Below are 25,438 nucleotides of genomic sequence, written 5' to 3'. Positions count from 1 at the left end.
CGATTACTTCGAAGCCGGCAGCTTGTCGTCCACGCCTTCGATGTAGAAGTTCATGCCAAGCAGGGTGCCGTCGTCGGCCTTTTCGCCGGCCTTGAGCCAAGGCGTGCCATCCTGCTTGTTGATCGGACCGGTGAAGGGAGCGAGCTCGCCGGACTTGATCTTGGCTTCGGTTTCCTGAGCCATCTTCTTCACGTCGTCAGGCATGTTCGTGTAGTCCGCCATCTTGAGGATGCCGTCCTTCAGGCCGTCCCAGCTCTGCTCGGACTTCCACTTGCCGTCGAGCAGCGCATGAACGCGCTTGGAGTAGTAGTTGCCCCAGGTGTCGACGATCGCCGTCAACTGCGCCTTCGGGCCGGCGTTGATCATGTCGGAAGCCTGGCCGAAAGCGTGAATGCCGCGTTCCTCAGCCACCTGCATCGGCGCCGTCGTGTCGGTGTGCTGCGTCAGGATATCGACGCCCTGGTCAACCATAGCCTTGGCGGCATCGGCTTCCTTGCCGGGATCGAACCAGGTGTTGACCCAGACGACCTTCAGCTTGAAGCTCGGATCGATCGAGCGGGCGCCCTGCTCGAAGGAATTGATACCCATCACGACTTCCGGAATTGGGAAGGAAGCGATGTAGGCGGCACCATGGTTCTTCGACATCTTGGCCGCGATCTGGCCCAGGATGTAACGGCCTTCATAGAAGCGCGAGTTGTAGGTCGCGAGATTCGGGCCGCTCTTGAAACCGGTCGCATGCTCGAACTTCACTTTCGGGAACTTGGCGGCAACCTTAACGGTCGCGTCCATGAAGCCGAACGAGGTGGAGAAGATCAGCGAGCAGCCGGAGCGGGCAAGACGCTCGATGGCACGCTCGGCGTCCGGGCCTTCCGGAACGTTTTCGAGGTAAGGCGTTTCGATCTTGTCGCCGAATTCCTTCTGGATCTGCTGCCGGCCGAGATCATGCGCCTGCGAATAACCGCCGTCCGTGTGCGAGCCGACATAGACGAAACAGACCTTGGTCGGTGCTGCTTCGGCGGCGGCGGCGAAACCAACGATGGCGGCGGCTGTCGTTGTGAGGGCGAGTGCTAGTTTTTTCATGGTTACCCCTGTTGGTTTGACATGTTTTGCAGAAATCGGTCCGGCTGTTGCTATCAGCGCTCCGGAACGAAGGCCTTGCCCAGCGACGCTGGCGTGTTGATCAAGGTCGCGCGGCGATTTTGAGAGATGATGACGAGAACTACAATAGTCGACGCATAAGGCAGCATCGACAGGAATTGCGAGGGTATGCCGACGCCGAAGCCCTGCGCATGGAATTGCAGGATCGTCACGGCGCCAAAGAGATATCCCCCGGCCAAGACACGCATCGGCCGCCAGGAGGCGAAGACCACCAACGCCAGCGTCACCCAACCGCGGCCGGCCGACATGTTCTCGACCCATTGCGGCGTATAGACCAGCGACAGCTGCGCGCCCGCAAGCCCGGCGCAGGCGCCGCCGAACATGACGGCGAGGTAACGGGTGCGGATGACGTCGATGCCGAGCGCATGGGCCGAGCCATGGCTATCGCCGACAGCGCGCAGCTTCAGGCCCGCACGGCTGCGGAAGAGGAACCAATTGACGCCGATCAGCAGCGCAATCGAGAGGTAGAAGGTCAGGTCCTGCTTGAACAGCACCGGACCTAGGAACGGTATGTCCGACAGCAATGGAAAGACGATTTCGCGCAACTGCACGCCGGGCACGCTGACATAGCCCTCGCCGATCATGCCGGAAAGGCCGAGTCCGAGAATGGTCAGCGCCAGGCCGGTCGCGACCTGGTTCGTAACCAGTGTCAGCGTGAGAAAGCCGAACAGCAGCGAAAACAGAGCACCCGCGGCGATGCCGGTCAATAGGCCGACATAGGGCGATCCGCTCATCTGCGCCCCGACGAAAGCGGCGACCGCGCCAATGATCATCATGCCTTCGACACCGAGGTTCAGGACGCCGGAGCGTTCCACCACCAGTTCACCGAGGCCGGCAATGACGAGCGGCGTCGACGCGGTGATGATCGTGAGCAGGATGGCTTCAAACACACTCATGCCGCACCTCCACGGACTCGCGACCAGACCACACGGATTTTGTAATAAATCAGCGTGTCGCAGGAGAGCACGAAGAACAGCAGCAGGCCCTGGAAAACGCTGGCCGCCTTGGCAGATATTCCCGGCGACAATTGCGCGGCTTCGCCGCCTAGATAGGTCAGCGCCAATACGAGACCGGAGAGAATGGCTCCAAGGGGATTGAGGCGGGCAAGAAAGGCGACGATGATGGCGGTGAAACCGTAACCCGGCGAGATCGCCGGCTGCAGGTGGCCGATAGATCCCGAAACTTCGGATATGCCGGCCAATCCCGAAAGCGCGCCGGAGACGAGGAATGCGAACCAGACCATTTTCCGCGAGGAAAAACCGGCAAAGCGCCCTGCCCGGGCCGACTGGCCGAGCACGCTTATCTCAAAACCTTTCAGCGTATATTTCATGACGAACCAGGCAAGGATCGCCGCGATCACGGCAAAGACAATGCCCCAATGCGCACGCCCGGAATCCGCCCAGATCGCCGGCAGAACCCCTTCCGGCGGAAAGTCGATGCTCTGCGGGAAGTTATGGCCCTGCGGATCGCGCCATGGCCCGCGCGACAGCCAATCGAGGAAGAGCTGCGCGATATAGACAAGCATCAGGCTCGTCAGAATCTCGTTCGTATTGAAATGCGCCTTCAGAAGCGCGGGAATTGCGGCATAGAGAGCGCCGCCGACGGCGCCAGCGATCAGCATCAAAGGCAGCATTATCGGCGAATGCCAATCGGTGAAGACGATCGGGATGAATGATCCGGCGATCGCTCCCATGGTGAACTGGCCTTCGGCCCCGATATTCCAGTTGTTGGAGCGGTAGCAGAGGCATAGGCCGACGGCGATCAGGATCAACGGTCCGGCCTTGATCGCCAGTTCGTGCAGCGACCAGACCTCCAGGAGAGGCTCGACAAAGAAGGCGTCGAGCGCCTCGACGGGATCCTTGCCCATGATAGCGAACATGATGGTGCCGGCAATCAGCGCCAAGGCGAGCGCAAGCAGTGGCGAGAGCAGGCCGAACAGCTTGGAGACCTGCGGGCGCTTTTCGAGTTCAATGCGCATGTGCAGGCTCCGAATGCGTCTTCGATTCATGCGAGCCGCCCATCAGCAGGCCGATCTTTTCGCGGGTCAGGTCACCGGCGGGATAGGACGGCGAAAGCCGTCCTTCCGAGATGACGGCAATGTCGGTCGCGACTTCGAAAATCTCGTCAAGGTCCTGGCTGATGACGAGCACGGCCGAGCCGTCGCGGGCAAGATCGACCAGCGCCTGGCGGATGCGGCTTGCCGCCCCTGCGTCGACACCCCAGGTCGGCTGGTTGACGACGAGCACGCTCGGCCGGCGATCGAGTTCGCGGCCGACGATGAACTTCTGCAGATTGCCGCCGGACAGCGCGCCGGCTGCCGGATCATCGCCGCTCTTGCGCACATCCATTGCCTCGCAGATGCGCTTCGTCGCCTGCTTGACCGCGCCATGCCTGATGACATTGAAGAAGCTACCGCCAAGGAACGACTTGCGGTCCGACTGATGCCGGGCGAGCACGAGGTTATCCGACAACTTCAAAGCGGATACCGCGGCGTGGCCATGACGCTCCTCGGGCACAAAACCAGCGCCGATCAACCGGCGCGGATTAATGCCCTTGGTGCCGACAGTCTTGCCGCGCAGCTGGACGAGATCATCCGCGGCGACCGTGTATTCGCCGGAAATGACATCGAACAATTCGCCCTGGCCGTTACCGGCAACGCCGGCGATCGCCAGCACCTCGCCGGCCCGTACACGCAGGGAAACATCCTTCAGCGCCATGGCAAACGGAGTGCGGGCCGGCGCCGAAAGGCCCGCAATTTCGAGGAGAATGTCTCCCTTCGCGCCGAGGCCCTCGTGCTGGACGCTGGCGACGTCGTTGCCGACCATCATGCGGGCGAGCGAACCGGTCGTTTCCCGCCGTGGATCGCAAGCACCCGTTACTTTGCCATGACGAAGAACCGTGGCGCGCGAACAGATGCGCTGCACTTCCTCCAGCCGATGGCTGATATAAAGCACCGAGCGCCCCTCGTCCCTCAGCTTAAACAGGGTTTCGAACAGGCGGTCGGCTTCCTGCGGCGTCAAAACGGAGGTGGGCTCGTCGAGAATAATCAGCCCAGGGTTCTGCAGAAGCGCCCGGACGATCTCGATGCGCTGACGTTCGCCGACCGAGAGATCGGCCACGTGCGCATTCGGATCGAGCGGCAAGCCATAGGCACGGGATAGCTTTGCAGCTTCCTCGGAAATTTTTGCGAGCGGGATATTGCTGTCCAGCGAGAGCGCTATATTCTCCGCGACAGTCAGCGCTTCGAACAAGGAAAAATGCTGAAACACCATGCCGATGCCGAGCTTGCGCGCCGTGCCCGGCGCATCGATCGCCACAGGCTGCCCCTGCCAGACGATCTGCCCATGCGACGGTTCGAGCACGCCGAACAGCATTTTTACCAGCGTGGATTTGCCGGCGCCGTTTTCGCCTAGAAGGGCGTGAATTTCGCCTGGCTGGATTTCGAGATCGATTTCGTTGCAGGCTGCAAAACTGCCGAAGAGTTTCGTCAGTTTGCGAACGGACAATAGTGCACCGGCTGCCGGCGCATCAGATGACGACACGTTCCCCTCATTTCCTTCCCACCGTCCTGCCCTTTACGGATCTATGGGATCAGTAGTGTAGTTCCACTCGTTTTCCTGGCTTCCAGATCCGCATGCGCGCGCCCTGCATCGCTTAACGGATAGGTCTGATGAATATTGATACGCACTTTGTTGCTTTGCACAACAGCAAATAACGCCTTTGCACTGGCTCTCAACTCCTCAGCTGTGCCGACATAGGCAAAAAGGCTCGGCCGGGTGGCAAAGAGCGAGCCCTTCTGGTTGAGGATGGCGAGATTGAAATTCTCGATCGGACCGGAAGACTGGCCGAAGGTGACCCACATGCCGCGCGGCTTCAGGCAATCGAGCGACTGCGGGAACGTATCCTTCCCCACCGAGTCATAGACGACGTCAACGCCCTTGCCTGCGGTGATCTCGCGGACGCGTTCGGCAAAATTCTCTTTGCCGTAGTCGATAACATGGTCATAGCCATGCGCCAGCGCCAGTTCGACCTTTTCGGCGGAACCGGCGGTGCCGATGACGGTTTCGGCGCCGAGGGCCTTGGCCCATTGGCCGGCGATCAGTCCGACACCGCCCGCAGCCGCATGAAACAGCAGCGTCGTTCCGGGGCCGACCCTGAAAGTGCGGTTCAGCAGATATTCCGCCGTCATGCCCTTCAGCATCATCGATGCTGCGGTTTCAAGCGGGATATCGTCAGGTACTTTGACCAGATGGCGGGCCTCGATGTTGCGTTCGACGCTGTAGGCGCCATCGCTGCCGACATAGGCAACACGATCGCCGACGGCAAAATCGGTTACGCCAGGCCCGACTTCGGTGATCGTGCCCGCAGCTTCCTTGCCGAGAGGCAATGGAAATTGAGGCGCCTTGTAGAGGCCGGAGCGAAAATAGACATCGATGAAGTTGAGGCCGATCGCCGCGTGCCGAAGCTGCACCTCGCCCGCGCCGGGCGGCGGCAGATCCACCTCCTCCAGCTTCATGACCTCCGGACCGCCATTTTCATGAATACGGATGACCTTGGCCTTCTTCATGATGCTCAATCCTTACTGACGTCCTGAGGACGGGCCTTACCGACGGCCAAGGGACGGGAAAAACTGCAGCACGGCACCGATGCAATAAAGATAAATACCACTGATAATGAAGAGGACAACGGCCCATTGCGGCATGACGAAATACATCAGCAGCGAATAGATGCCGAGCGCCGACCAGAAGAGAAATATGCCAAGGTTCAGCGGCCGCAAGCGTTTGACGCGCACGGGATGCAAAAAATTGATCGGCAGAAAGGTCAGGACGACGGAAACGCCGACGAGGATCATGGCGGTCGTGGCGCTGGCGCCGATGACGAAAAGCGTGAAAATCACCATATTCCAAACCACCGGGAAACCGGAGAAGAAATACTCATCCGTCTTCATGCCGGTATCGGCATAATAGATGGCGCTGGAAACGACGATCATGCCAGCAGCGACAAAGGACCAGGGCTCGCCGATCATGCCGCTTTCATAGAGCGCGAAGGCCGGCAACAGCACATAGGTCACGTAATCGATGATATTGTCGAGCGTGTCGCCGGACCAGTTGGGCAGCACCTCCTTGACGCGAACCTTGCGCGCGATCGGCCCGTCTATGCCGTCGACCAGCAGCGCCAGGCCAAGCCACCAGAACATATCGACAAAGCGATGTTCCGACGCCGCAACGACGCCGAGAAAGGCGAGAAAGGATCCGGATGCCGTCAATATATGAACGGAGAAGGCACGCATCTCCGCATAAGGCACCCGCTTGTAATTGAAGATTTTCATCCGCCCCACGACTCGTCAGCTTATTCACCTGCCCCGGCAGGCGGTTTTTCTTGCTAATATGCATCCTTTGGTCGGCATCGCCAGCGCAAAAGCGTTTATTGCGGCACGCTATCGCGACTTGCTGTCATTTTCACCCGTTGCGATGTTTCATCCCATGGATTTCAACAGGCTAAGCGCTTATTTTCAGAACCAAAGGCAATTGAGGCATCGATATGAAGCAAATTGAAGTGGCCGTTATCGGCGGAGGGCTCGCCGGCATGATCACGGCGTTCGCGCTGGCGCGCGGCGGAAGATCCGTCGCCCTCGTGGCCTCGCCGCACAACAAAGCCGACAAGCGGACCACGGCGCTGATGGATCAATCGATCCGCTTTCTGGAGCGACTGACGCTATGGGACAGTATCGCGCCTTCGGCGGCAGCGCTGACCACGATGCGCATTATCGACGGCACGTCACGGCTGCTGCGGGCGCCGACGGTCTCGTTCCGGTCATCCGAAATCGGGCTGGATGCCTTCGGCTACAATATTCCGAATGCCGTGCTGCTCGACAAGCTAAGCCAAGCCATCGAAGCGGAAGGCAATGTCAGCCGCATGGACGCTACGGCGTCTCAGGTCACCTTCCGTGACGATGGTGTCTCGATCACCCTCGACAACGGTGATTCGGTCGAAGCCGCATTCGTCGTCGGCGCGGACGGTCGCAATTCGATGGTGCGCGAAGTCCTTGGGATCAAGACCAAGGGCTGGTCCTATCCGCAATCGGCGATGGTTCTGAATTTTGCGCATAGCCTGCCGCACCAGAACATCTCCACGGAATTCCACACCGAAAGCGGTCCGTTTACGCAAGTGCCGCTGCCTGGGGGACGCTCCAGCCTCGTCTGGGTGCAAAGGCCGGCTGAAGCCGCCGCCAATGCCGAAAAATCGCTAGAAGAACTCGGCCTGCTGGTCGAGGAACGCATGCAGTCGATGCTCGGTAAAATAACCATCGAGGACAGCGTGCAGGTCTGGCCGCTCTCCGGCATGACGGCCTACCGCTTCGGCAAGGGCCGGGCAGCGCTGATCGGCGAAGCGGCCCACGTCTTCCCGCCAATCGGCGCGCAAGGCCTCAATCTCAGCCTTCGCGATATCCTGGCCTTGTCGGACATTCTCTGCTCACGCGCCGACCTTCCGATCTTAGCAACGGCGGGCGACAGTTTCGATCGCAAGAGACGCGCCGACATCGTCAGCCGCACGGTGAGTGTCGATCTCCTCAACCGCTCGCTTCTGTCGGATTTCCTGCCTGTGCAGATGCTGCGGGCGGCAGGCTTGCATGTGCTTTCCGCCATTGCTCCGCTGCGCAACATCGTCATGCGCGAGGGAATCGAACCCGGCGGCGGCCTGCGCAATTTTTCCTCGGCATTACGGGAAAAGCTGCGCCGGTAGGGCGCCGGATTTTATCAGATAAAGCACCAGTGAAACCGTCACCACGGAACAGGCCGTAGTAATCAGGATCGTGGCTGAGGCCCGCTCCTGCCAGACACCATATTGCTGACCGATGACAAAGACATTCGTTGCCGTCGGCAGTGCCGCCAGCAACGTGGCGGCCTCGATCCAGATCGGATCGAAACCGCCGACAGCTTGCAGAACGATATAGACGACAAGCGGATGCAGGATGAGCTTTGCCGGCACGATATAGCCGATCTCGACCGGAATCCGCTTGAGCGGACGCAGCGCAAGCGTCACACCCATGGCAAATAGCGCGCAAGGAGCAGCAGCTTGCGCGAGATAATTGATAAATCGCTCGAAGGCGACGGGCTGATGGAACGAAAGCGCCGCCACGAGGAAGCCGAGCGCGGTCGACAGGATGAACGGGTGCAGCAGCACCTTGCAGGCGATATCCGCAGCAAGCCGCGAGGGAGAACGCCTGTCGGCACCTTCCAGTGCCATCAGAGCGGGCGCGACGATGAAGTGCAGCGCATTTTCGAAGCAGACGATCAGCGCCACCGGAACAGCCGCCTTTTCGCCGAGCGCCAGGAGTGCAAGTCCCGGCCCCATGTAGCCTATATTGCCATAGGCTCCCGCAAAGCCCTGGATGGTGCTGTCGGCAAGCGAATTGCGGCGCAGGAAACGACCGATCAGAAACAGCAGCAGGAAAATCGAGTAAGTCACGGCGATATCGGTGGCGATAAAATCGACTCGCGTCAGCTGTTCGATCGGCGTCTGGGCCACGAGCTTGAAGAACAGTGCCGGCAATGCGGCATAGATGATGAACGTGTTCAGCCAGCCGAGCGCATCCGCCGGCTGCTTGGTGATGCGTGCGGCGGCATAGCCGACAGGATCAGCCCGAAAAATGGCAGCAACAGACCAACAATATCAGCCATGGGGGTAAGCCATCGGGCATGTTCCATCTGCCGGGAAAAACGGGAGGCGAAAATATCGCCCGGCTTAGCCGATTTTCATCAGGATTGGAAAGGTCTGCTGAAACCAGATCGCCATATCGCTGATATAGCCGAAGATGAAGGCGAGGCCCGTCAGGACCAGAAGCCCGCCCATGATCTTCTCGACCGTCCCGAGATGGCGGCGAAAACGGGAGAGAAAGCGCATGAAGGCCCCGGAAAAGCCGGCGGCGATCCAAAAGGGAATGGCAAGCCCGAGCGAATAGATAGCGAGCAGTCCGGCGCCGGCACCGACCGTTTCGCGCGAGGCGGCAATGCCCAGGATGGCGCCGAGCACCGGGCCGATACAGGGCGTCCAGCCAAAGGCGAAGGCAAGACCCATGACATAGGCTCCCGTCAGCGTCGCCGGCTTGCCGCCGCTTTGAAAGCGCGCCTCACGGGCCAGAAGGCCGATGCGGAAGACACCGAGAAAGTTCAGCCCCATGACGACGATGATCAGGCCGCCGATCTTGGCGAGAATATCGAGGTGCTGGCGCAGGAGCATGCCGATCGAGGACGCGCCGGCGCCGAGCGCAACGAATACGGTGGCAAATCCCAAGGTGAAGAACAGCGCCGACATCAGCACATTGCCGCGAACGCTCGGTGTTTCGGCAACCGCCGCTCCTCCGCCACGAAACTGCTCGACCGAAATTCCCGCCATGTAGCAGAGATAGGGCGGTACGAGCGGCAGCACGCAAGGTGAAAGAAACGAAAGCGCTCCGGCGAGCAAGGCACTCAGAAGCGAGATATCGGCAAGCGACACGATGGACTCCGGCTATGTCATTCCGATTCTTTCCTAAAGGCGCGGGTATCGGAAAGCCAATCACCTTTTCGAGCGGGCTTGGCATCCTGCCTTAAAGTTGACGGAATTGGGAACCCTGCAGCCTATTGCAAAACCCCGATATTCCCCGGTTTTCCAGGCGCAGCCAAGAGTCGCGAGACTGCCTGATGAACGAATTGCTTTTGTAAAAATATTGGTTCAAGCTGCTGATGTTCGTCGAACAACGCATATTCCGCTCAAGCTAATCAGCAGAGGAAAGCCCCATGAGAATTGCTACTATGTTCACGACTGCAGCCTTTGTGGCACTCTTCGGCGTAAGCGCGATGGCACAAACGGCAACTACCCCTAGCACCACGACAACGACCACGCCGAGTGCAACGACGTCGACGCCATCGACCACCAATACGATGAAGCCGAAGGCAACGAAGCCCGCTCAAACTGCCGTTTCCAAGGCATGTTCAGCCCAGGCCGATGCCAAGGGCCTGCATGGAAAGGCCCGCGCCAAATTCCGAAGCGATTGCAAGAAGAACGGCGGCAAGGCCTAGAGACCTTTTCACTCTCAAATATCACGGTCAACTTTACCGTTCAGCTGGCGGTAAAGTTGATCGCGAGAATGAGTTCGTCATTCCCACACAAAAATTCAAATGGGAACACCAGGCTGCGGCGCAACATCGCCGTCAGTCCCACTGGAGATTCCGTTCGATCGCTTCAGATGGGGACGGACAAAAGTTGATATCGTCACGGCAAACATTTGCCCGCTAGTCACGGCAAAGTTCCGCAACGGAATCCCAGCGAACCGTCCTCGCTGGGATTGCACTCGTGAACGATGGAAAATCAAATCGCCCTGCGGCCGTAATGTGATCGTCCGTGCGCCGCTCAGCCGGGCTGCGCGGCTATCTTTGTACGATAAGGAAACGGCGCATCAACCCGCGAGCAGGCCCATAGTGCTAGCGCTCATGCACCGCTGGGCTTGCGCTCCTTTGTAACCGGATCGATTTTGCCATCCACCAACCTGTTTCGGGGATCTGCAACGACGGAAGCTCCGTCCTTTTCCCTATTCATCCGATCGTTCTCATGCGCCTTGCTGTGTTGTATCTCCGCGAGCGCTTGCTTCTTCTCACGTCCGCCCTTCGATTCATCTTGTCGTTCCTGTGCCAAGGCGTGCCTCCTTTCAGTTGAAAATGGAACTCACCTGACTGGATTAGGTTCCGATAGAAGTCGCGACACCATAATGTTCGGTAATCCCTACCGAGCGGATTTGCCGTTTTCGAACCGGCAAAGTACCGCCTCCCTGTATTTTTAGCGATGTATAATATTACAATGCGGCGACGGACGTGAAACGAAGCATGAGTTCCATGCGTTTAGGCCTCACTGCATGTGAGGAAGCCGATCATGACATCGATCGAAAGAAAGAAGCTCGCGCGGCTCGTTATGCTCAAATGCTGCCGATCTTCGGTGGCCTGACAGCGGTCGCAGCCGTCGCGCTCTCGACAATGGCATAAGCCTCGTCTGCGCCCTGCGCAGCTGGGAAGGTGGCGGGGGATTTTGAATCACGGCGCCCCTGATGTTTCGCCTGTCCAGCCGTCAGGAGCAGTCGGTGCTGTCGACCGAAAACGAATAGTCCCTGCCCTTCAGTTGATAGATGTAATTCGCCAAAGATGCTTCGCCGGAACTGAATTTCGGCAGCAGGAAGTCGCAGAGGTCCGTGAGTTGCGCGGACTTGACGAGAGGCGGATCGAAGTCATCATCGTCGTCGAGATCGTAGAAATAGCTGTAGATGTGATCGGTGAGATCTATCTTCGTCAGCGTGGTCTTTTGATCGATCTTCTTAGGCAGATCCTTGTTGGCGAAGATCACCGGATAGCGCTCCGAAAGGTAGGGGATCACAAACCGCTCGGTCACCGGCGTCGTGACCGCGATACCGAGAAGCGGCAACACCCTCAAGGCTATCGAAAACCTCCTGCCCACGATTAGCCCGGCCCAAAGTCCCAAGGATACCAGCAACCCGCAAACGATTGCATAAATCTCCCATAGTGACAGCTCTGCCACGAATTCCATCATTCGCCCGTCGTATTCACTGACAATCTTATTGATGGATCTATGGTACTACCAAATGAACGTTCTTCACCAGCCCATTCGGATCAAAACCATCAACAACCTGTGCGTTATGGGGTGGCGGACGAAAGCGCGATGGGAGCCGGCCAGACAGACAGTAAGAGCGAGCAATACAGAAGCGACCGCGAAGGCTCTATCTTTATTGTTTCCTTCGAGACTGCGGAGGAGCCATCACCTGTTCCGAGCCACATGGGCCTCAGAACCGAACGAAGCGATCTCAAATTGGGCTCTTGGGAAGTCCGTCGCTTTCGGATGGGCAGCGGACACGACCAGCCATGCATCAAGGCGAAGGTTGCGGCCATTATGCCCGGCCGTGTGGCCTTCGGCTCGGGCAATCTTCTATCTAATGAACCAGCTTCGCCACCTGGGGGACAGTTTGTATCGCGCTCTCATGCCGTCCCGAAGTCAATCCGATGATAACAGCAACTACTGCGACCATTAGGTAAATCATGGCTCCTTTAGGCCTTCGGTCCGATAAGCAACGCCTTGTCGACTCTAATGAACGCGGATGGTCAGACATCTTGATCCTTTGGTATTGAAGAGCGATCATTTAGTGGATCAGCGAGGTCTGATAAATATCTCGATTCGCGCATCTCCCTTGCAGGCAGCGAATACCGGGTTTTTCTTGCGGCTGGCTTGCTCGGTAAAAAAGGCCGTCGCCGCGAGCATGCGACATCCCGGCCAGATTCCTGCTTTGTCCGAGTAATGTCGATATCATTTAGCAATGAAAAGCCCGGAACCCGTGGCCTAGGTACGTTTCGTTACCTATGTCTCCGGGCTGGACACAGATGCCCGACTTGAGAGATAGGTGACGAATTGTACCGGAGAGATGGGTAACACTTTCCGCTTTTTGGCGGGAGGTGTTGATGCCGTGGAGAGAGACTTCGGTGATGGAGGAACGTCTACGATTTGTCGCCCGCTTGCTTGAGGGCGAAGGCATGAGCGAGGTGTGCCGGTCGTTCGGGATCTCGCGCAAGACCGGCTACAAGATCTTCAACCGCTACAAGGACGACGGTCTGGAGGCGCTGACCGATCGGTCTCGAAGGCCGGTGCGTTATGCCAACCAGCTGCCCGAGCCGGTCGAAGCGATGATCGTGCGGCTGAAGACGGACAAGCCGCATTGGGGTGCGCGCAAGATCCGCGAACTGCTGGTGCGCAAGCTTGCCGGCGACGTGCGCATACCGGCCAAAAGCACGGTGCATGCGGTTCTCGACCGGCATGGGCTGGTCGCGCATGCCCGCAAGCGGCACCGCCACCGCGCCGAGGGAACGCCTCTGTCTCAGGCGCTGACGCCGAACGATCTGTGGTGCGCCGATTTCAAGGGCGAGTTCAAGCTCGGCGACGGTCGATACTGTTACCCGCTGACGGTCACCGACCAGGCCTCGCGTTTCCTGCTCGCCTGCGAAGCCTTCGAATCGACGCGCGAACAAGGTGTCTTCGACGCCTTCCGGCGGCTGTTTGCCGAGCGCGGACTGCCCACCGCGATCAGAAGCGACAACGGCTTGCCGTTCGCCAGTCCCAACGGGCTCTACAATCTCTCGAAGCTATCCGTTTGGTGGCTCAGGCTCGGTATTGCGCTCGAGCGCATCCGGCCGGGCCATCCGCAAGAGAATGGCCGGCACGAGCGCATGCACCTGACGCTCAAGAAAGAGGCGACCCGTCCGCCTGGCAGAAATATCCTGCAGCAGCAGGCCCGCTTCGACGCTTTCTTGAGCGAATTCAATGAGGAGCGGCCACATGAAGCGCTGGCGATGAAAGCGCCTGCGGACATCTACACCGCATCGGCACGTTCCTATCAGGGGCTGCCGCAGATCGATTACCCCTTTCACGATCGCGAGGCACTGGTGACCAATTGCGGCCGCATCTGCATGCATCGCAAGAAGATCAACATCTCGACCGTCATGGCAGGACAGAAACTGGGAATCAAGGAAGTCGACGACGGCATTTGGCTCATAAGCTTCATGCACTATGATTTGGGATATATCGACTTGGAACAGAGGACTTTGCAAACCATCGACAATCCGTTCGGCACGAGATTGTCACCCATGTCTTAGGTACGTTTTGTTACCTATGTCTCCGGGCTGGACAAGATGTCTATGGTGAGAGCGATGGGATTCGAACCCATGACCTACTGATTAAAAGTCAGTTGCTCTACCGACTGAGCTACGCTCTCCCTCTCCGCTGGCAGAGCCTGCCCCGGCTGGAAGTGCGCGGAACATATGCAGACGCCCTATCGTGGTCAACCCATAAAATTGCGGTTGTCGGCGGCCGAGTATGCTTTTCCTCACCTCACTATCACGAAAGGCCGCCATCGGGCCGAAGAAACCACCGCTCCCAGCGGGAATCAGAATGATGCCAGCGACCGACAATCACCGGCAAGGCAATCGTTCCTCAAGACCCAAACAACCGTAACAATTCCCCTTAATAATCGGGGTTGCAATGAACGGATCGATCGGCTCGCCATCCGCAACAGTTGGGGTCCGAATCGTTTTTGGTGTATATCAGTTATTGTTAACAACCCGTCGGGCCCTCAGGAGGTTCTTTTATGGATGACGCACACGTCGGTTGGATTGCAGCAATTATCATCGGCGGCCTGGCTGGCTGGTTCGCCGAGATGATCATGAAAAGCAACACGGGCATTATCATGAACATCGTCCTCGGCATCGTAGGCGCACTCGTCGCCAGTTGGCTGCTGGGCGTGCTCCATATTGGACTACCCTTCCACGCATGGCTGAACTACCTGATCACGGGCTTCATCGGGGCCTGCATCCTGATCTTCGTCGGCCGCATGATCAGGCGTTGAGCGGCGCATCGGGCTGGACGAGCCCGAATCGGGAAGAGGAAAAGGGGAAGGCGGAAAAAACCGCCTTCCCCTTTTTTATTGCGCGGCAATAAAAAAGAATCTCGCGCAAGAAACGTCCAGCAGGTCGCGACGACATGCCAGCCATCAAGCGCTTGAATCGCAGCATACTGAATTGAAATGCCACGATACGTTTTCAGGCCTTTCCAAGCCCGACCTCGGCGCTATCTATCAAAATGGACCCGAAAGGAGGTTGGAAACATGACGGAAAACGCCAATCCGACAACCACACGCAAAGTCATTCGCGGCCGCCCCTACAGTATTGCCGAATTTGCGCGGAAATATCGCCTCGACGACGCGGAGGCGAAACGCCTCTTCTACAAGTTCGGGCCCTCATCGACGGAACTCGATCTGCTCATGGCCGCCAAACGACGGCCGCCCTCCCTTACAACCGCAATCGGCCAATGAGGCGCGGCTCTTTCAGCTAGACTTGCGACATGGTGCCGACACCGTCGGCTTCAAGGCGAGCATGCGCAAAGCGATATACAAGCGCTGTGCATGGCCATGCGCGACGCAGCGCAATGATATATCACATCGATTGCCTTCGATGATGCCGGACGACATTGTGTGCCGTCTGGCATAAGTGGACATGAGCTCGGATGCAGAATTCGCTTAGCCATCTCGCCTATCTCACGCTGGAATACGCGATCGCGACGCTCGAGTTGAAGCCGGCCGCCCTCGTCACCGAAAAACAGCTGATCGAGATCGCGGTACATGGGGCGGACGCCGGTGCGCGAGGCCGTCCAGAAGCTTGCCTGGCAGGGACTGATCCACGTGCAGGCCCGCGTCGGCCTGCAAATCGCGGAAATTCGTCCTGAAGATCATCAATATGTCATGCAGGTACGGCGCGAACTGGAATCGATTGCAGCTGCGCTCGCCGCCACCCATGCCGAACCGCGCCAGGGCGAGCAATTGCGGGAATGCGCCGGCCTAATGGCGGAATGCGCCGAAAACGGCGACCTGCCCGGCTTTTTTGCGACCGACAAGGCCTTCGACGAGGTACTGGAAGCAGCTTGTCCCGACAACTTCATAACAGCCGCCCTCGCCCCGGTGCAAACACATGCACGCCGGCTGTGGTATTCGGCTGGAACGCATGAGCGCATGGGAGGCGCAATCACCATGCATGTTCAGGCGATAGACGCCATCCGCCGCGGCGATGCCGACAAGGCACGCACTGCCATGGCCGCACTCGTCGATTATCTCAACAATGCATGAAAAAGGCGGCTTCGTTGCTGGAACCGCCTTTCATTTAACCTTGGAATAATTCGCTTACCCGACGAACGCGCGTTCAATGACGAACTCGGCCGGCTTGTTGTTGGCGCCTTCGTTCAGGCCAGCCCTTTCGAGCAGGCCCTTGGTGTCCTTCAGCATGGCGGAGGAGCCGCAGATCATGCCACGGTCGATGGCGGGATCCAGTGGCGGCACGCCGAGATCGCTGAAAAGCTTGCCGTTTTCGATAAGATCGGTGATGCGGCCCTTGAAGGGGAATTCCTCACGGGTGACGGTCGCATAGTGGCGCAGCTTGTCGCCGACAACTTCGCTGAGAATCTCGTCGTTGCGGATTTCCTCGACGAGATCGAAGCCGTATTTCAGCTCGGCGGCATCGCGCGTCGTGTGGGTGAGGATGACCTCCTCGAACTTTTCATAGGTTTCGGGATCGCGGATGAGGCTCGCAAACGGCGCGATGCCGGTGCCGGTCGAGAACATATAGAGCCGACGCCCGGGCGTCAGCGCGTCCAGAACCAGCGTGCCAGTCGGCTTCTTGCGCATCAGGACTTCGTCGCCCGGCTTAATGTTCTGCAGATGCGAGGTCAAGGGGCCGTCCGGCACCTTGATGGAAAAGAACTCGAGTTCGTCGGCCCAGGCGGGGCTCGCGATCGAATAGGCGCGATAAAGCGGCTTGCCATCAACCATGAGACCGATCATGGCGAATTCGCCGGAGCGGAAGCGGAAGCCTTGCGGCCTGGTCATGGTGAAACGAAAGAGCCGGTCGGTATAGTGCGTGACGCTCAGCACCTTCTCGGCGAAGACGCCGGCTGGGACTGCTGAAGCAAACTCTTCTGATTTGGCGGGGGCGTTCATTCTGTTTCGGATCCCGTATTAATCTTACGCGTTTTTTCCTGGGCACGTCTTTCCCGGCAGGCTCATTTTCGCGACGCTAATATTACAATATAGCCGGTTTTGAAAGGCATTCCATTCCAACCGACGACATAGGACTGAAATATGCAAATTTCAGTCAAGATTCCAACTCACCGACATGACACATGCTGACGGATTGGAATATGACAATCCGACACCGAATTGCCGCAACAGCATGTCTTTCGACTTCAGGCCGATTTCGCCGGCAAACGCCGCCAGCTATAGGCCTGCCCCCCTTCTGCGCGACGCGCGGCCGGCTGATAATAGTGCGGAATGCCCGGCAGGCGGTTCTCCGCCAATCTCTTCAGTGCGGTCTCGTTCGTCACGGCGAAACTATCGATACCGACGCGCAGCATCAACGGAATCTGGTCGATGAGCACGTCGCCGACGGCCCGCAATTCGCCAGCGTAGGCGAGCCGCTGACGCAGCAGCGAGGCATGACTGAAGGAACGGCCATCGCTGAATGCCGGAAAGGCGACCGCGACGATATCGAGACGATCGAGATAGGGCTGCAGCCGGATCACGTCGTCGGCCGGCTTGATGAGGACGCCGAGGCCGGACTCATTGCTCTCTTCCGCCTTTGCGATCAAGGCATCGAGGCCGAGCAGCGGCTTCTGCGCCTCGCCTGCCTTGATCTCGTCGGTCTCGATGACCCACGGATCATGGTCCACGAAACCCGTTTCCCGCCAGATCTTTGTCATGGTCAATCTCCTTACGCCGCTTCGGCTGCCGATGAGGACGCGCCGTAGAGCGCGGTCTTGAACGGCTGCGGCCCGACGCGGCGATAAGCTGCGAGGAAGGTTTCGGAAGGATCCAGGCGAAGGCCCAGATAGGTGTCGACAATGGTCTCGATGGCGTCGGTCACCTTGTCGGGCTCGAAGCCGCGGCCGATGATCTCGCCGATCGAGGTGTTCTCGTCACCGGAGCCGCCGAGCGTGATCTGATAGAGTTCGGCACCCTTCTTCTCGACGCCGAGCAGGCCGATATGGCCGACATGGTGGTGGCCGCAGGCATTGATGCAGCCGGAAATCTTGATCTTCAGCTCGCCGATCTCAGCCTGGCGCTCGGCCGAGCCGAAGCGTCTGGAGATCTCCTGCGCGACCGGGATGGAGCGCGCATTGGCAAGCGCGCAATAGTCGAGACCGGGGCAAGCGATGATATCCGTGATTAGGCCGGCATTCGCCGTTTCGAGCCCGATAGCGACGAGGCCGCGATAGACGGCTTCGAGATCTGCCAGGGCGACATGAGGCAGAATGAGGTTCTGCTCATGGCTGACACGGATTTCATCGAAGGCATATTCCTCGGCAAGATCGGCCACGGCCTCCATCTGGACATCCGTCGCATCGCCGGGAATGCCGCCGATCGGCTTCAGCGAAATCGTCACCATGCCGTAATCGGGGTTCTTGTGCGGCTGGACATTCTGCTGCACCCAGCGCGCAAAGGCCGGATCGGCCTTCTTCCAGCGTGCCAGGCTTTCCCAACCTTCCGGGCGCTCAGGCAGTGCCGGCGGCGCGAAATAGGCCGAGATCGCCTGGACATCGGCTTCCGGCAGCTTCAGTTCGGTGTCTCGCAGCTTGTCGAACTCGACCTCGACCTGGCGCGCCAGTTCCTCCGCACCGGTTTCATGCACGAGGATCTTGATGCGCGCCTTGAACTTGTTGTCGCGGCGGCCATGCAGATTGTAAACGCGCATGATCGCCGTCGTGTAGGACAGGAGATCCTCTTCCGGCAGGAAGTCGCGGATGAGCTTGGCAACCAGCGGCGTACGGCCCTGCCCGCCACCGACGTAGACGGCAAAGCCGATCTCGCCCTTCTCATTCTTCTTCAGATGCAGGCCGATATCATGCACCTGAATGGCAGCGCGATCGCGCTCGGCGCCGGTGACGGCAATCTTGAACTTGCGCGGCAGGAAGGAGAATTCCGGATGAACCGACGACCATTGGCGCAGGATTTCGGCATAGGGCCGGGGATCGGCGACTTCGTCGGCAGCTGCGCCGGCAAAATGATCGGCCGTTACGTTGCGAATGCAATTGCCGGAGGTCTGGATCGCGTGCATCTCGACGGAGGCGAGATCGGCCAGGGCATTGGGCATTTCAGACAGTTTCGGCCAGTTGAACTGCAGATTCTGGCGCGTGGTGAAGTGGCCATAGCCGCGGTCATAGGTGCGCGCAACATGGGCGAGCATGCGCATCTGGCGCGAGCTCAGCGTGCCATAAGGAATGGCAATGCGCAGCATATAGGCATGCAGCTGAAGATAGACACCGTTCATCAGCCGCAGCGGCTTGAAGGCATCTTCCGAAAGCTCACCCGAGAGCCGCCGCTCCACCTGATCGCGAAACTGGGCAACCCGTTCCGCAACGAAGGCGTGGTCGAATTCATCGTAACGATACATGATTTCCTCGGGACTTCTCAGACTGCAATGAAATCGGGATCGGCCGCGGCATAGCCCGGCGCATATTCCATAGTGGGGCCTTCGGCGCGGATGCGCTCGCGCAGGCGCAGCGGCCAGAGCTTGCCGCCCGTCTCCTGAACGTCGATCAGATTGACATCGACGACCTTGTTCTCGGCATAGGCCTGCTTGCCGATCGCTTCCAGCGCGGCTTCAGCTTCCGCATGCCGAGCGACAAGCGCCTCCTGCAGCGACGTCGTCCACTCACCATTTGCGTTCAGCCAGACGGCGACGCCATCGGTAAGCCGGTTTGCGGTCAGAACCTTGTCGACCATAAATCAGTTCCTTGCATAGTCTTGAGCAGCGGTCTCGCGGCGGACCAGCGGCTCGGATTGCTCAAAATTCGCACCGGCGACGGCATCGCCGATAATGACCATGACCGGCCCGTTCAACTCGTCGCGGTGCTCGAGATCGGGCAGATCCCGCAGAATACCGTGCATCAGGCGACGATCGCGCCGGCTGGCATTCTCGATGATGGCAACGGTCGTCTCGGGCGGCAGGCCGGCCTGCATCAGGCGGCCGGCAACGGAAGCGGCAACCGTGCGTCCCATATACACGGCAATCGTGGCGCCGGATACGGCCAAACTCGCCCAGTCGGGCAGCACATCGCCCGTGAGATCGTGGCCCGTTGTGAAGACCAGCGACGAGGCGACGCCGCGCAGCGTCAGCGGCAGCTCGAAATCGGCAGCAGCGGCGAAAGCCGACGTGATGCCGGGAACGATCTCATAGCCGATGCCGGCCGCGCGCAAAGCCGCCATCTCCTCGCCGGCGCGGCCGTAAACCAGCGGATCGCCGGACTTCAGCCGCACCACACGCTTGCCTTCGCGGCCGAGCTGCACCAGCAGATCGTTGATTTCTTCCTGCGACTTGCTGTGGCAGCCCTTGCGCTTGCCCACCGACAGGCGTTCGGCGTCGCGGCGGCCCATATCCACGATCGCCTGCGGTACCAGCGCATCATAGACGATGACATCGGCTTCCATCATCACGCGCTGCGCACGCAGCGTCAGCAGATCTTCGGCGCCGGGGCCGGCACCGACCAGCCAGACGCGGCCCTCGACCTCACGCGACGACTGCAGCAGCTCATCGGCCGCCTGCTCCGCCTGTGCGACATGGCCGGCATTGATGGCATCGGCGACAGGCCCCGAAAAGAACTGCCGCCAGAAGATGCGGCGGGCAACGCCACGCGGCACAAAGCGCTCAACCGGCTTGCGGAAGCGCGTCGCGAGCTCTGCCAGCTTGCCAAGCGACGGCGACAGCATCTGGTCGATCTGAGCGCGGATCATCTGCGCCAGCACCGGGCCTGCACCCTCGGTGCCGATGGCGACAGCAACGGGCGCACGATTGACCAGCGCAGGCGTATAGAAATCACAATATTCAGGCTGGTCGACGGCATTTACCGGAATTTTCTCGGCTCGAGCCGCATCGACGATCGCGCGATCGGCCTCAGCGTCGCCGGTGGCAGCGAAAACGAGCGTGGCACCCTTGACCTGGTCGGGCGAGAAATCGCCGCGTGCGGTTTCGATGCGATTGGCGATTAGGAAGGCGTGATAATCGGCTTCAGGCGCCGGTGCATAAGCGACGATCCGGACCTGCGTGTTCATGAGCAGCCGTGCCTTGGCAAAGGCTTCGTCGCCATTGCCGAAGACAGCCGCCACCCTTCCTTCCACGCGGAAGAAAGCGGGAAACACCGAAAGCTGTTCAGTCCTGGGATACATCATGGTTCCACTTCGAGATTTGGCGAATATCGCCTTTGCGGGCAAGAGATTGAAGAAACAGAAATTCTAATGCCCATGCATGCGCGTATTCTTTTGCTCGACATGCCAAGGATTTGAGCAAAACTCACCAGGCGAGCAGATCGAGATAAATATAGGAAATCTATAGACTTTTATCATTGACTGACGCCTGCAGTGATTTTATTGCCTGTGACAAACACGGTCCATACGTCATTTGCGCATTCCGCCGCTCGGGCAATGCCGATAGACTAGCAACAAAACCCGGAGAGATCCTTGGCCTACAACAGCATTGCAGCCCGACTTCTCGACGTTGTCGAGAACGATATCCTGCCTCTGACCCGCAAGGGCGTAGCCGCCGGCAATAAGGTCTTCGGAGCGGCCATCCTGCGCAAGTCCGATCTCTCGCTCGTCATTGCGGAAACCAACAATGAATTGGAAAACCCGCTCTGGCATGGCGAGGTTCACACCCTCAAGCGCTTCTACGAACTCGGCGAAAAGCCCGCGACCAAGGATCTCATCTTCCTGTCCACCCATGAGCCCTGCACCATGTGCATGTCGGCGATCACCTGGGCCGGCTTCGACAATTTCTATTATTTTTTCAGCCACGAGGACTCCCGGGATGCCTTTGCGATCCCGCACGACCTCAAGATCCTGAAAGAAGTTTTTGGCCTGGAGCCGGGTGGCTATCGCCGCCAAAACGCATTCTGGAACAGCTTTGCCATTTCCGACCTTGTGGAGACGGAAGCCGATCCGCGTAAGGCCGAGCTGAAGGACCAGACGGCGCGCATAAAGCAAGCCTATGCCGGTCTCTCCGAGAATTACCAGGCGTCGAAGAGCGGCAACGACATTCCTTTGAACTGACAGAGCAAAATTTGAGGCAACGATGGAAGCATCGCGAGACATTTCCCGTCTGATCGACATCATGGCGGCGCTCCGGAACCCAGAGAGCGGTTGCCCTTGGGACATCGTCCAGACCTTCGAGACCATCAAGCCTTACACGATCGAAGAAGCCTATGAGGTCGCGGATGCGATCGAGCGCAAGGACAATGACGATCTCTGCGACGAGCTCGGCGATCTCCTGCTGCAGGTCGTCTTCCACGCCCGGATCGCCGAGGAGGCTGGCGCATTTTCCTTCGGCGATGTCGTGCATGCTATTACCCGCAAGATGATCCGCCGCCATCCGCATGTCTTTGCCGTCTCCGATGCCAAGACCGAGGATGCGGTGACGCTGCAGTGGGACCGGATCAAGGCCGAGGAGAAGCGGGAACGCGCCGAGCGCCGCGCCAAGAGCGGTATCACGGAAGATTTCAAGGGCGGCTTCCTGGGCTCTGTACAACGCACCTTCCCTGCCCTGACCGAAGCCTTGAAACTGCAGGAGTGCGCCGCCAAGGTGGGCTTCGATTGGTCGACGCCGGAGCCGATCCTCGACAAGATCGAGGAGGAGATCGGTGAATTGCGGGCAGCGCTTGTAAGCGGCGACAAGGCCAAGGTCAGCGACGAGCTTGGGGACCTGATCTTTGCTGTCGTCAACATCGGCCGGCACGTGAACGCCGATCCCGAGCAGGCGCTGCGCGGCACGAACACCAAGTTCCGCCGCCGTTTCCATCACATCGAAACAACGCTCGAGGCTGAAGGCGAGACGCTGGAAGGCGCCTCGCTGGAGCGGATGGAAGAGATTTGGCAGGCGGCCAAAGCCATCGAGCGGCAGCTTGCCGGTGTAAAAACGGCCTGAAGCGCGCCGTGATCTAGGATTCGCTTCTCGCACCTCAGGCTCTGGTCTTTCGCATGTCGGTGCTGCAAAACCGCTGCACACTTTTGCGCGACATGCGGAACGCCGCCTATTCCCAGTCTTCGCGCTGCGGCTTCGGGCCGTTGCCCATACGACGCTCCAGTTCGGCCGCTTCGGTTTCTGTCAGACGGACGTCGAGCGTCACCGTGCCGTCTTCATTGTCTTTGCGGTTGTCGACGATAGCGTGGTCGTAGAGCCAGGGCAGCAGCGCCAGCTTTTCGACGGGCAAGGTGATCGTTGTTTCCGTCAACACGCCGGAGAGGCGCCGGCTGATTTCATCCATCAGACGATCGACGCCCTCGCCTGTTATCGCTGAAACGGCAATGACGTTTTCAGCGGTCGACGCCTTCTGCACGATGGCGTCATGGGCCTCCGGTTCCAAACGGTCGATCTTGTTCCAGACCTCGAGAATGCGCTCGGCGCCTTCGGCCTCGCCAATGCCGAGATCGCCGAGAATGCGCATGACATCTGCGCTCTGGGCCTGATTGTCATCATCGGAGAGATCGCGGACATGCAGGATCAGGTCGGCTTCCAAGACCTCTTCCAGCGTCGCGCGAAACGCGGCCACCAGGTGAGTCGGAAGGTCCGAGATAAAACCGACGGTATCGGAGAGGATAACGGTACGGCCATGCGGCAGCTTCATGCGGCGCAACGTCGGATCGAGCGTCGCAAACAGCATGTCTTCCGCCAGCACGCCGGCGCCGGTGATGCGGTTGAAGAGCGTCGACTTGCCGGCATTGGTATAGCCGACCAGAGCCACGATCGGATGCGGCACCTTCTTGCGCTTGGCGCGATGAAGCTGGCGGGTGCGGACCACCTGCTCCAGCTCCCGCTCGAGCCGGATGATCCGCTCCTGCAGCATACGGCGGTCGGCTTCGATCTGGGTTTCACCCGGGCCGCCCATGAAGCCGGCACCGCCGCGCTGGCGCTCAAGATGGGTCCAGCTTCGAACCAGCCGGCCCTTCTGATAGTTCAGATGCGCAAGCTCTACCTGCAGCGTGCCTTCCTTGGTGGAGGCGCGGCGGCCGAAGATTTCGAGAATGAGGCCGGTACGGTCGATGACCTTGGCGTTCCAGGCCTTCTCGAGATTGCGCTGCTGTACCGGCGTCAGCGGATGATCTACGATGACAAGCCCGGCGTTGAACTCGTCGAGCAGCGCAAGGATTTCCTCGATTTTACCGGTTCCGAGCAGGGTTGCCGGCCGCGGGTCGTTGATGGGAACGATAGAGCCGTTGACGACATCGAGGTCGATGGCGAGCGCAAGCCCCTTGGCCTCTTCCAGCCGGCTTTCAGGCGGGCGCGAAACGGAGATGGCACTGTCGGCTTGAGCGGAGCGCGCGGAGCGTGCCTGTTTCAGCACAGGCACGACGACAACGGCGCGCATATCATCCCGGTGTTTTACGGTCTCCGGGATGAGGGAATCATTTTTGGTATCGCGTGTCGTGATAACGGCAAGTCCCAGTTAGGATGCGGCTTCTTCGCTCTCGAACATCTGCATCGGCTGACCCGGCATGATCGTCGAGATCGCATGCTTGTAGACGAGCTGCGAGTGGCCATCGCGGCGGAGCAGGACACAGAAATTGTCAAAGGAGGTTACGACCCCTGTGAGCTTCACGCCGTTAATCAAGAAAATTGTGAGTGAAATCTTTTGCTTGCGAACAGTATTGAGAAACAAGTCCTGCAAGTTCTGAGAACGTTCCGCCATCGCGCCGCTTCTTTCTTTTTTGCCGACCTGAGCCGGTTAAATGTCATGATATACAGAGGTCCCGGACCGGAGATACCCTCGCTCTCTCCACCCAGCGAATGTTGGTATCAAATCGCAGTCTTTTCCGCAATGTCGAAAAAGGCTTCGCGAATTTTCTGTGACATGCTGCCTGGATGACCGTTGGCAATGGTCTCACCGTCGATAGAAACGACCGGAAAACAGATACTTGTTGCAGCGGTGATGAAGACTTCGCGGGCCTGCATCATCTCCTCGACCGAGAAGAATCGCTCGACAATCGTCACATCGAGCTTGGCTGCGACGTCCATCAGCGTCGTGCGGGTGATGCCGCGAAGGATGCCGTGCTCGGCGGGACGGGTGACGAGATTTCCGTCGTGATCGACAATCCAGACGTTGGTCGCGGCCCCTTCTTTCACCATGCCGTTGTGATCGATATAGATCGCCTCTTGCGCGCCGGCCTCCTTGGCTTGCTGGCGGGCCATCGCGTTCGGAAGCAAGCCAACGGACTTGATATCCACGCGATCCCAGCGGTTGTCGCGGACGGTGATCGCCTTGATGCCATTGGCATTCTTCTTGGCAATCACCAACTGATCGGTACTCTTGGCGGTAACGACGATGGAGGATGGCGTGCCGGCCGGCGGGAAGACGTGATCGCGGCGGGCGACGCCGCGCGTAACCTGCAGGTAGAACAGGCCGTTGCGGACATGATTGCGGCGCAAGGTCTCGCGAATCACCAGCACCAATGCCTGGCGCGTCATCGGCCAGGCGATGCGCAGCTCGTTCAGCGAGCGGTTGAGGCGATCGAGATGGCGCGTCAGATCGACGATCACGCCGTGGCGAACTTCGCAAACCTCGTAGACGCCATCGGCGAATTGATAGCCGCGGTCTTCGATATGCACCATGGCGTCGCTGTGCTTGACGTAGCGGCCGTTGACATAAGCTATTCTCGGCATGG

General features: G+C 59.2%; 25 protein-coding genes, 1 tRNA gene and 2 pseudogenes. 9 read left to right on the top strand and 19 right to left on the bottom strand.

Going from position 1 to position 25,438, the window contains the following annotated elements; all coding sequences use genetic code 11:
• Positions 1-3 precede the first annotated feature (3 nt).
• The 6 genes from C7U61_RS09390 to pcsA are packed head-to-tail and all read right to left on the bottom strand — an operon-like array spanning position 4 to position 6,487.
• Positions 4-1,080: a BMP family ABC transporter substrate-binding protein gene (locus C7U61_RS09390; RefSeq protein WP_106997831.1), complete on the bottom strand. Its 1,077-nt coding sequence runs from the start codon at positions 1,078-1,080 to the stop codon at positions 4-6.
• Positions 1,081-1,133: 53 nt separating this feature from the next.
• A complete protein-coding gene (locus C7U61_RS09385; protein WP_106997830.1) occupies positions 1,134-2,054 on the bottom strand; it encodes an ABC transporter permease in 921 nt (306 codons plus the stop codon).
• On the bottom strand, positions 2,051-3,136 hold the full coding sequence (locus C7U61_RS09380; protein WP_106997829.1) for an ABC transporter permease: 1,086 nt from the start codon (positions 3,134-3,136) through the stop codon (positions 2,051-2,053). Before C7U61_RS09380 ends, C7U61_RS09385 begins: the two co-directional genes overlap by 4 nt.
• Entirely contained in the window at positions 3,126-4,700 is a 1,575-nt protein-coding gene (locus C7U61_RS09375) for an ABC transporter ATP-binding protein (protein ID WP_106997828.1), read from the bottom strand. The genes C7U61_RS09380 and C7U61_RS09375 overlap by 11 nt, the downstream gene beginning before the upstream one ends.
• Positions 4,701-4,741: 41 nt before the next feature.
• Positions 4,742-5,725, bottom strand: a complete 984-nt coding sequence (locus tag C7U61_RS09370) for a quinone oxidoreductase (protein ID WP_106997827.1) — start codon at positions 5,723-5,725, stop codon at positions 4,742-4,744.
• A gap of 36 nt (positions 5,726-5,761) precedes the next feature.
• Complete coding sequence (gene pcsA / locus C7U61_RS09365) at positions 5,762-6,487, bottom strand: phosphatidylcholine synthase (protein ID WP_106997826.1); 726 nt, start codon at positions 6,485-6,487, stop codon at positions 5,762-5,764.
• Here pcsA and C7U61_RS19365 point away from each other — a divergent pair.
• Both C7U61_RS19365 and C7U61_RS09360 read left to right on the top strand, forming a co-directional pair.
• Positions 6,474-6,713: a hypothetical protein gene (locus C7U61_RS19365; RefSeq protein WP_146143949.1), complete on the top strand. Its 240-nt coding sequence runs from the start codon at positions 6,474-6,476 to the stop codon at positions 6,711-6,713. The two genes, pcsA and C7U61_RS19365, sit on opposite strands and share 14 nt — an antisense overlap.
• The gene (locus C7U61_RS09360; RefSeq protein ID WP_106997825.1) at positions 6,700-7,902 is read left to right on the top strand and encodes a UbiH/UbiF family hydroxylase; all 1,203 of its coding nucleotides are present in this window, start codon (positions 6,700-6,702) and stop codon (positions 7,900-7,902) included. The genes C7U61_RS19365 and C7U61_RS09360 overlap by 14 nt, the downstream gene beginning before the upstream one ends.
• On the opposite strand, the pseudogene C7U61_RS09355 reads toward C7U61_RS09360, so the two are convergent.
• Positions 7,879-8,840 (bottom strand): annotated as a pseudogene (locus C7U61_RS09355) (AEC family transporter). The gene C7U61_RS09360 and the pseudogene C7U61_RS09355 sit on opposite strands and share 24 nt — an antisense overlap.
• Positions 8,841-8,904: 64 nt before the next feature.
• Positions 8,905-9,657, bottom strand: coding sequence for a cytochrome c biogenesis CcdA family protein (locus C7U61_RS09350; RefSeq protein ID WP_106997824.1), 753 nt, complete (start codon positions 9,655-9,657; stop codon positions 8,905-8,907).
• Positions 9,658-9,938: 281 nt separating this feature from the next.
• On the opposite strand from C7U61_RS09350, the gene C7U61_RS09345 reads away from it, so the two are divergent.
• Positions 9,939-10,220, top strand: coding sequence for a PsiF family protein (locus tag C7U61_RS09345; protein ID WP_106997823.1), 282 nt, complete (start codon positions 9,939-9,941; stop codon positions 10,218-10,220).
• Between the two features lie 409 nt (positions 10,221-10,629).
• On the opposite strand, the gene C7U61_RS09340 is transcribed toward C7U61_RS09345, so the two are convergent.
• Both C7U61_RS09340 and C7U61_RS09335 read right to left on the bottom strand, forming a co-directional pair.
• Complete coding sequence (locus tag C7U61_RS09340; protein WP_106997822.1) at positions 10,630-10,833, bottom strand: hypothetical protein; 204 nt, start codon at positions 10,831-10,833, stop codon at positions 10,630-10,632.
• A 426-nt stretch (positions 10,834-11,259) separates the two neighbouring features.
• Complete coding sequence (locus C7U61_RS09335) at positions 11,260-11,736, bottom strand: hypothetical protein (RefSeq protein ID WP_106997821.1); 477 nt, start codon at positions 11,734-11,736, stop codon at positions 11,260-11,262.
• A 920-nt stretch (positions 11,737-12,656) separates the two neighbouring features.
• On the opposite strand from C7U61_RS09335, the gene C7U61_RS09330 reads away from it, so the two are divergent.
• On the top strand, positions 12,657-13,844 hold the full coding sequence (locus tag C7U61_RS09330; protein ID WP_106997723.1) for an IS481 family transposase: 1,188 nt from the start codon (positions 12,657-12,659) through the stop codon (positions 13,842-13,844).
• A 43-nt stretch (positions 13,845-13,887) separates the two neighbouring features.
• On the opposite strand, the gene C7U61_RS09325 is transcribed toward C7U61_RS09330, so the two are convergent.
• Positions 13,888-13,963: transfer RNA gene (locus C7U61_RS09325), tRNA-Lys, on the bottom strand.
• Between the two features lie 372 nt (positions 13,964-14,335).
• On the opposite strand from C7U61_RS09325, the gene C7U61_RS09320 reads away from it, so the two are divergent.
• The 3 genes and pseudogenes from C7U61_RS09320 to C7U61_RS09310 all read left to right on the top strand — a co-directional run bounded on the left by C7U61_RS09320 (position 14,336) and on the right by C7U61_RS09310 (position 15,865).
• Entirely contained in the window at positions 14,336-14,593 is a 258-nt protein-coding gene (locus C7U61_RS09320; protein ID WP_106997820.1) for a GlsB/YeaQ/YmgE family stress response membrane protein, read from the top strand.
• Positions 14,594-14,851: 258 nt separating this feature from the next.
• Positions 14,852-15,058, top strand: a complete 207-nt coding sequence (locus C7U61_RS09315; protein ID WP_106997819.1) for a hypothetical protein — start codon at positions 14,852-14,854, stop codon at positions 15,056-15,058.
• Positions 15,059-15,249: 191 nt separating this feature from the next.
• Positions 15,250-15,865 (top strand): annotated as a pseudogene (locus C7U61_RS09310) (GntR family transcriptional regulator).
• Positions 15,866-15,919: 54 nt separating this feature from the next.
• Here C7U61_RS09310 and C7U61_RS09305 read toward each other — a convergent pair.
• The 5 genes from C7U61_RS09305 to cysG all read right to left on the bottom strand — a co-directional run bounded on the left by C7U61_RS09305 (position 15,920) and on the right by cysG (position 20,953).
• Entirely contained in the window at positions 15,920-16,732 is an 813-nt protein-coding gene (locus C7U61_RS09305; RefSeq protein ID WP_106997818.1) for a ferredoxin--NADP reductase, read from the bottom strand.
• A gap of 245 nt (positions 16,733-16,977) precedes the next feature.
• Complete coding sequence (locus C7U61_RS09300) at positions 16,978-17,490, bottom strand: DUF934 domain-containing protein (RefSeq protein ID WP_106997817.1); 513 nt, start codon at positions 17,488-17,490, stop codon at positions 16,978-16,980.
• 11 nt (positions 17,491-17,501) lie between these two features.
• On the bottom strand, positions 17,502-19,181 hold the full coding sequence (locus C7U61_RS09295; protein ID WP_106997816.1) for a nitrite/sulfite reductase: 1,680 nt from the start codon (positions 19,179-19,181) through the stop codon (positions 17,502-17,504).
• Positions 19,182-19,198: 17 nt separating this feature from the next.
• Positions 19,199-19,513 (bottom strand): DUF2849 domain-containing protein, encoded by a 315-nt coding sequence (locus tag C7U61_RS09290; RefSeq protein ID WP_106997815.1) that lies wholly within the window; start codon positions 19,511-19,513, stop codon positions 19,199-19,201.
• Positions 19,514-19,516: 3 nt separating this feature from the next.
• Positions 19,517-20,953, bottom strand: a complete 1,437-nt coding sequence (gene cysG / locus C7U61_RS09285) for a siroheme synthase CysG (RefSeq protein ID WP_106997814.1) — start codon at positions 20,951-20,953, stop codon at positions 19,517-19,519.
• Positions 20,954-21,244: 291 nt separating this feature from the next.
• Between cysG and C7U61_RS09280 the strand changes: the two genes are divergently transcribed.
• A complete protein-coding gene (locus C7U61_RS09280; RefSeq protein ID WP_106997813.1) occupies positions 21,245-21,832 on the top strand; it encodes a nucleoside deaminase in 588 nt (195 codons plus the stop codon).
• Between the two features lie 22 nt (positions 21,833-21,854).
• Positions 21,855-22,703 (top strand): nucleoside triphosphate pyrophosphohydrolase, encoded by an 849-nt coding sequence (gene mazG, locus C7U61_RS09275; protein WP_106997812.1) that lies wholly within the window; start codon positions 21,855-21,857, stop codon positions 22,701-22,703.
• 106 nt (positions 22,704-22,809) lie between these two features.
• Here mazG and hflX read toward each other — a convergent pair whose 3' ends face one another.
• The 3 genes from hflX to C7U61_RS09260 form a co-directional block, all read right to left on the bottom strand.
• A complete protein-coding gene (gene hflX, locus C7U61_RS09270; protein ID WP_106997811.1) occupies positions 22,810-24,144 on the bottom strand; it encodes a GTPase HflX in 1,335 nt (444 codons plus the stop codon).
• 78 nt (positions 24,145-24,222) lie between these two features.
• A complete protein-coding gene (gene hfq / locus C7U61_RS09265; protein WP_003539403.1) occupies positions 24,223-24,465 on the bottom strand; it encodes an RNA chaperone Hfq in 243 nt (80 codons plus the stop codon).
• Positions 24,466-24,572: 107 nt separating this feature from the next.
• Positions 24,573-25,436: a D-amino-acid transaminase gene (locus C7U61_RS09260; RefSeq protein WP_106997810.1), complete on the bottom strand. Its 864-nt coding sequence runs from the start codon at positions 25,434-25,436 to the stop codon at positions 24,573-24,575.
• Between the last annotated feature and the right edge of the window lie 2 nt (positions 25,437-25,438).

Source organism: Rhizobium sp. JAB6 (genome assembly GCF_003024605.1).
GTDB lineage: Bacteria > Pseudomonadota > Alphaproteobacteria > Rhizobiales > Rhizobiaceae > Rhizobium.
The sequence above is the reverse complement of the archived record's forward strand: the minus strand, read 5'-3'. Positions and strand labels throughout refer to the sequence as shown.

Coding starts and splice junctions, on each gene's coding strand:
- C7U61_RS09390 (WP_106997831.1), bottom strand. CDS start 1,080: ATGAAAAAACTAGCACTCGCCCTCACAACGACAGCCGCCGCCATCGTT.
- C7U61_RS09385 (WP_106997830.1), bottom strand. CDS start 2,054: ATGAGTGTGTTTGAAGCCATCCTGCTCACGATCATCACCGCGTCGACG.
- C7U61_RS09380 (WP_106997829.1), bottom strand. CDS start 3,136: ATGCGCATTGAACTCGAAAAGCGCCCGCAGGTCTCCAAGCTGTTCGGC.
- C7U61_RS09370 (WP_106997827.1), bottom strand. CDS start 5,725: ATGAAGAAGGCCAAGGTCATCCGTATTCATGAAAATGGCGGTCCGGAG.
- pcsA (WP_106997826.1), bottom strand. CDS start 6,487: ATGAAAATCTTCAATTACAAGCGGGTGCCTTATGCGGAGATGCGTGCC.
- C7U61_RS09360 (WP_106997825.1), top strand. CDS start 6,700: ATGAAGCAAATTGAAGTGGCCGTTATCGGCGGAGGGCTCGCCGGCATG.
- C7U61_RS09345 (WP_106997823.1), top strand. CDS start 9,939: ATGAGAATTGCTACTATGTTCACGACTGCAGCCTTTGTGGCACTCTTC.
- C7U61_RS09335 (WP_106997821.1), bottom strand. CDS start 11,736: ATGATGGAATTCGTGGCAGAGCTGTCACTATGGGAGATTTATGCAATC.
- C7U61_RS09330 (WP_106997723.1), top strand. CDS start 12,657: ATGCCGTGGAGAGAGACTTCGGTGATGGAGGAACGTCTACGATTTGTC.
- C7U61_RS09320 (WP_106997820.1), top strand. CDS start 14,336: ATGGATGACGCACACGTCGGTTGGATTGCAGCAATTATCATCGGCGGC.
- C7U61_RS09315 (WP_106997819.1), top strand. CDS start 14,852: ATGACGGAAAACGCCAATCCGACAACCACACGCAAAGTCATTCGCGGC.
- C7U61_RS09305 (WP_106997818.1), bottom strand. CDS start 16,732: ATGAACGCCCCCGCCAAATCAGAAGAGTTTGCTTCAGCAGTCCCAGCC.
- C7U61_RS09300 (WP_106997817.1), bottom strand. CDS start 17,490: ATGACAAAGATCTGGCGGGAAACGGGTTTCGTGGACCATGATCCGTGG.
- C7U61_RS09295 (WP_106997816.1), bottom strand. CDS start 19,181: ATGTATCGTTACGATGAATTCGACCACGCCTTCGTTGCGGAACGGGTT.
- C7U61_RS09290 (WP_106997815.1), bottom strand. CDS start 19,513: ATGGTCGACAAGGTTCTGACCGCAAACCGGCTTACCGATGGCGTCGCC.
- cysG (WP_106997814.1), bottom strand. CDS start 20,953: ATGTATCCCAGGACTGAACAGCTTTCGGTGTTTCCCGCTTTCTTCCGC.
- mazG (WP_106997812.1), top strand. CDS start 21,855: ATGGAAGCATCGCGAGACATTTCCCGTCTGATCGACATCATGGCGGCG.
- hflX (WP_106997811.1), bottom strand. CDS start 24,144: ATGCGCGCCGTTGTCGTCGTGCCTGTGCTGAAACAGGCACGCTCCGCG.
- hfq (WP_003539403.1), bottom strand. CDS start 24,465: ATGGCGGAACGTTCTCAGAACTTGCAGGACTTGTTTCTCAATACTGTT.
- C7U61_RS09260 (WP_106997810.1), bottom strand. CDS start 25,436: ATGCCGAGAATAGCTTATGTCAACGGCCGCTACGTCAAGCACAGCGAC.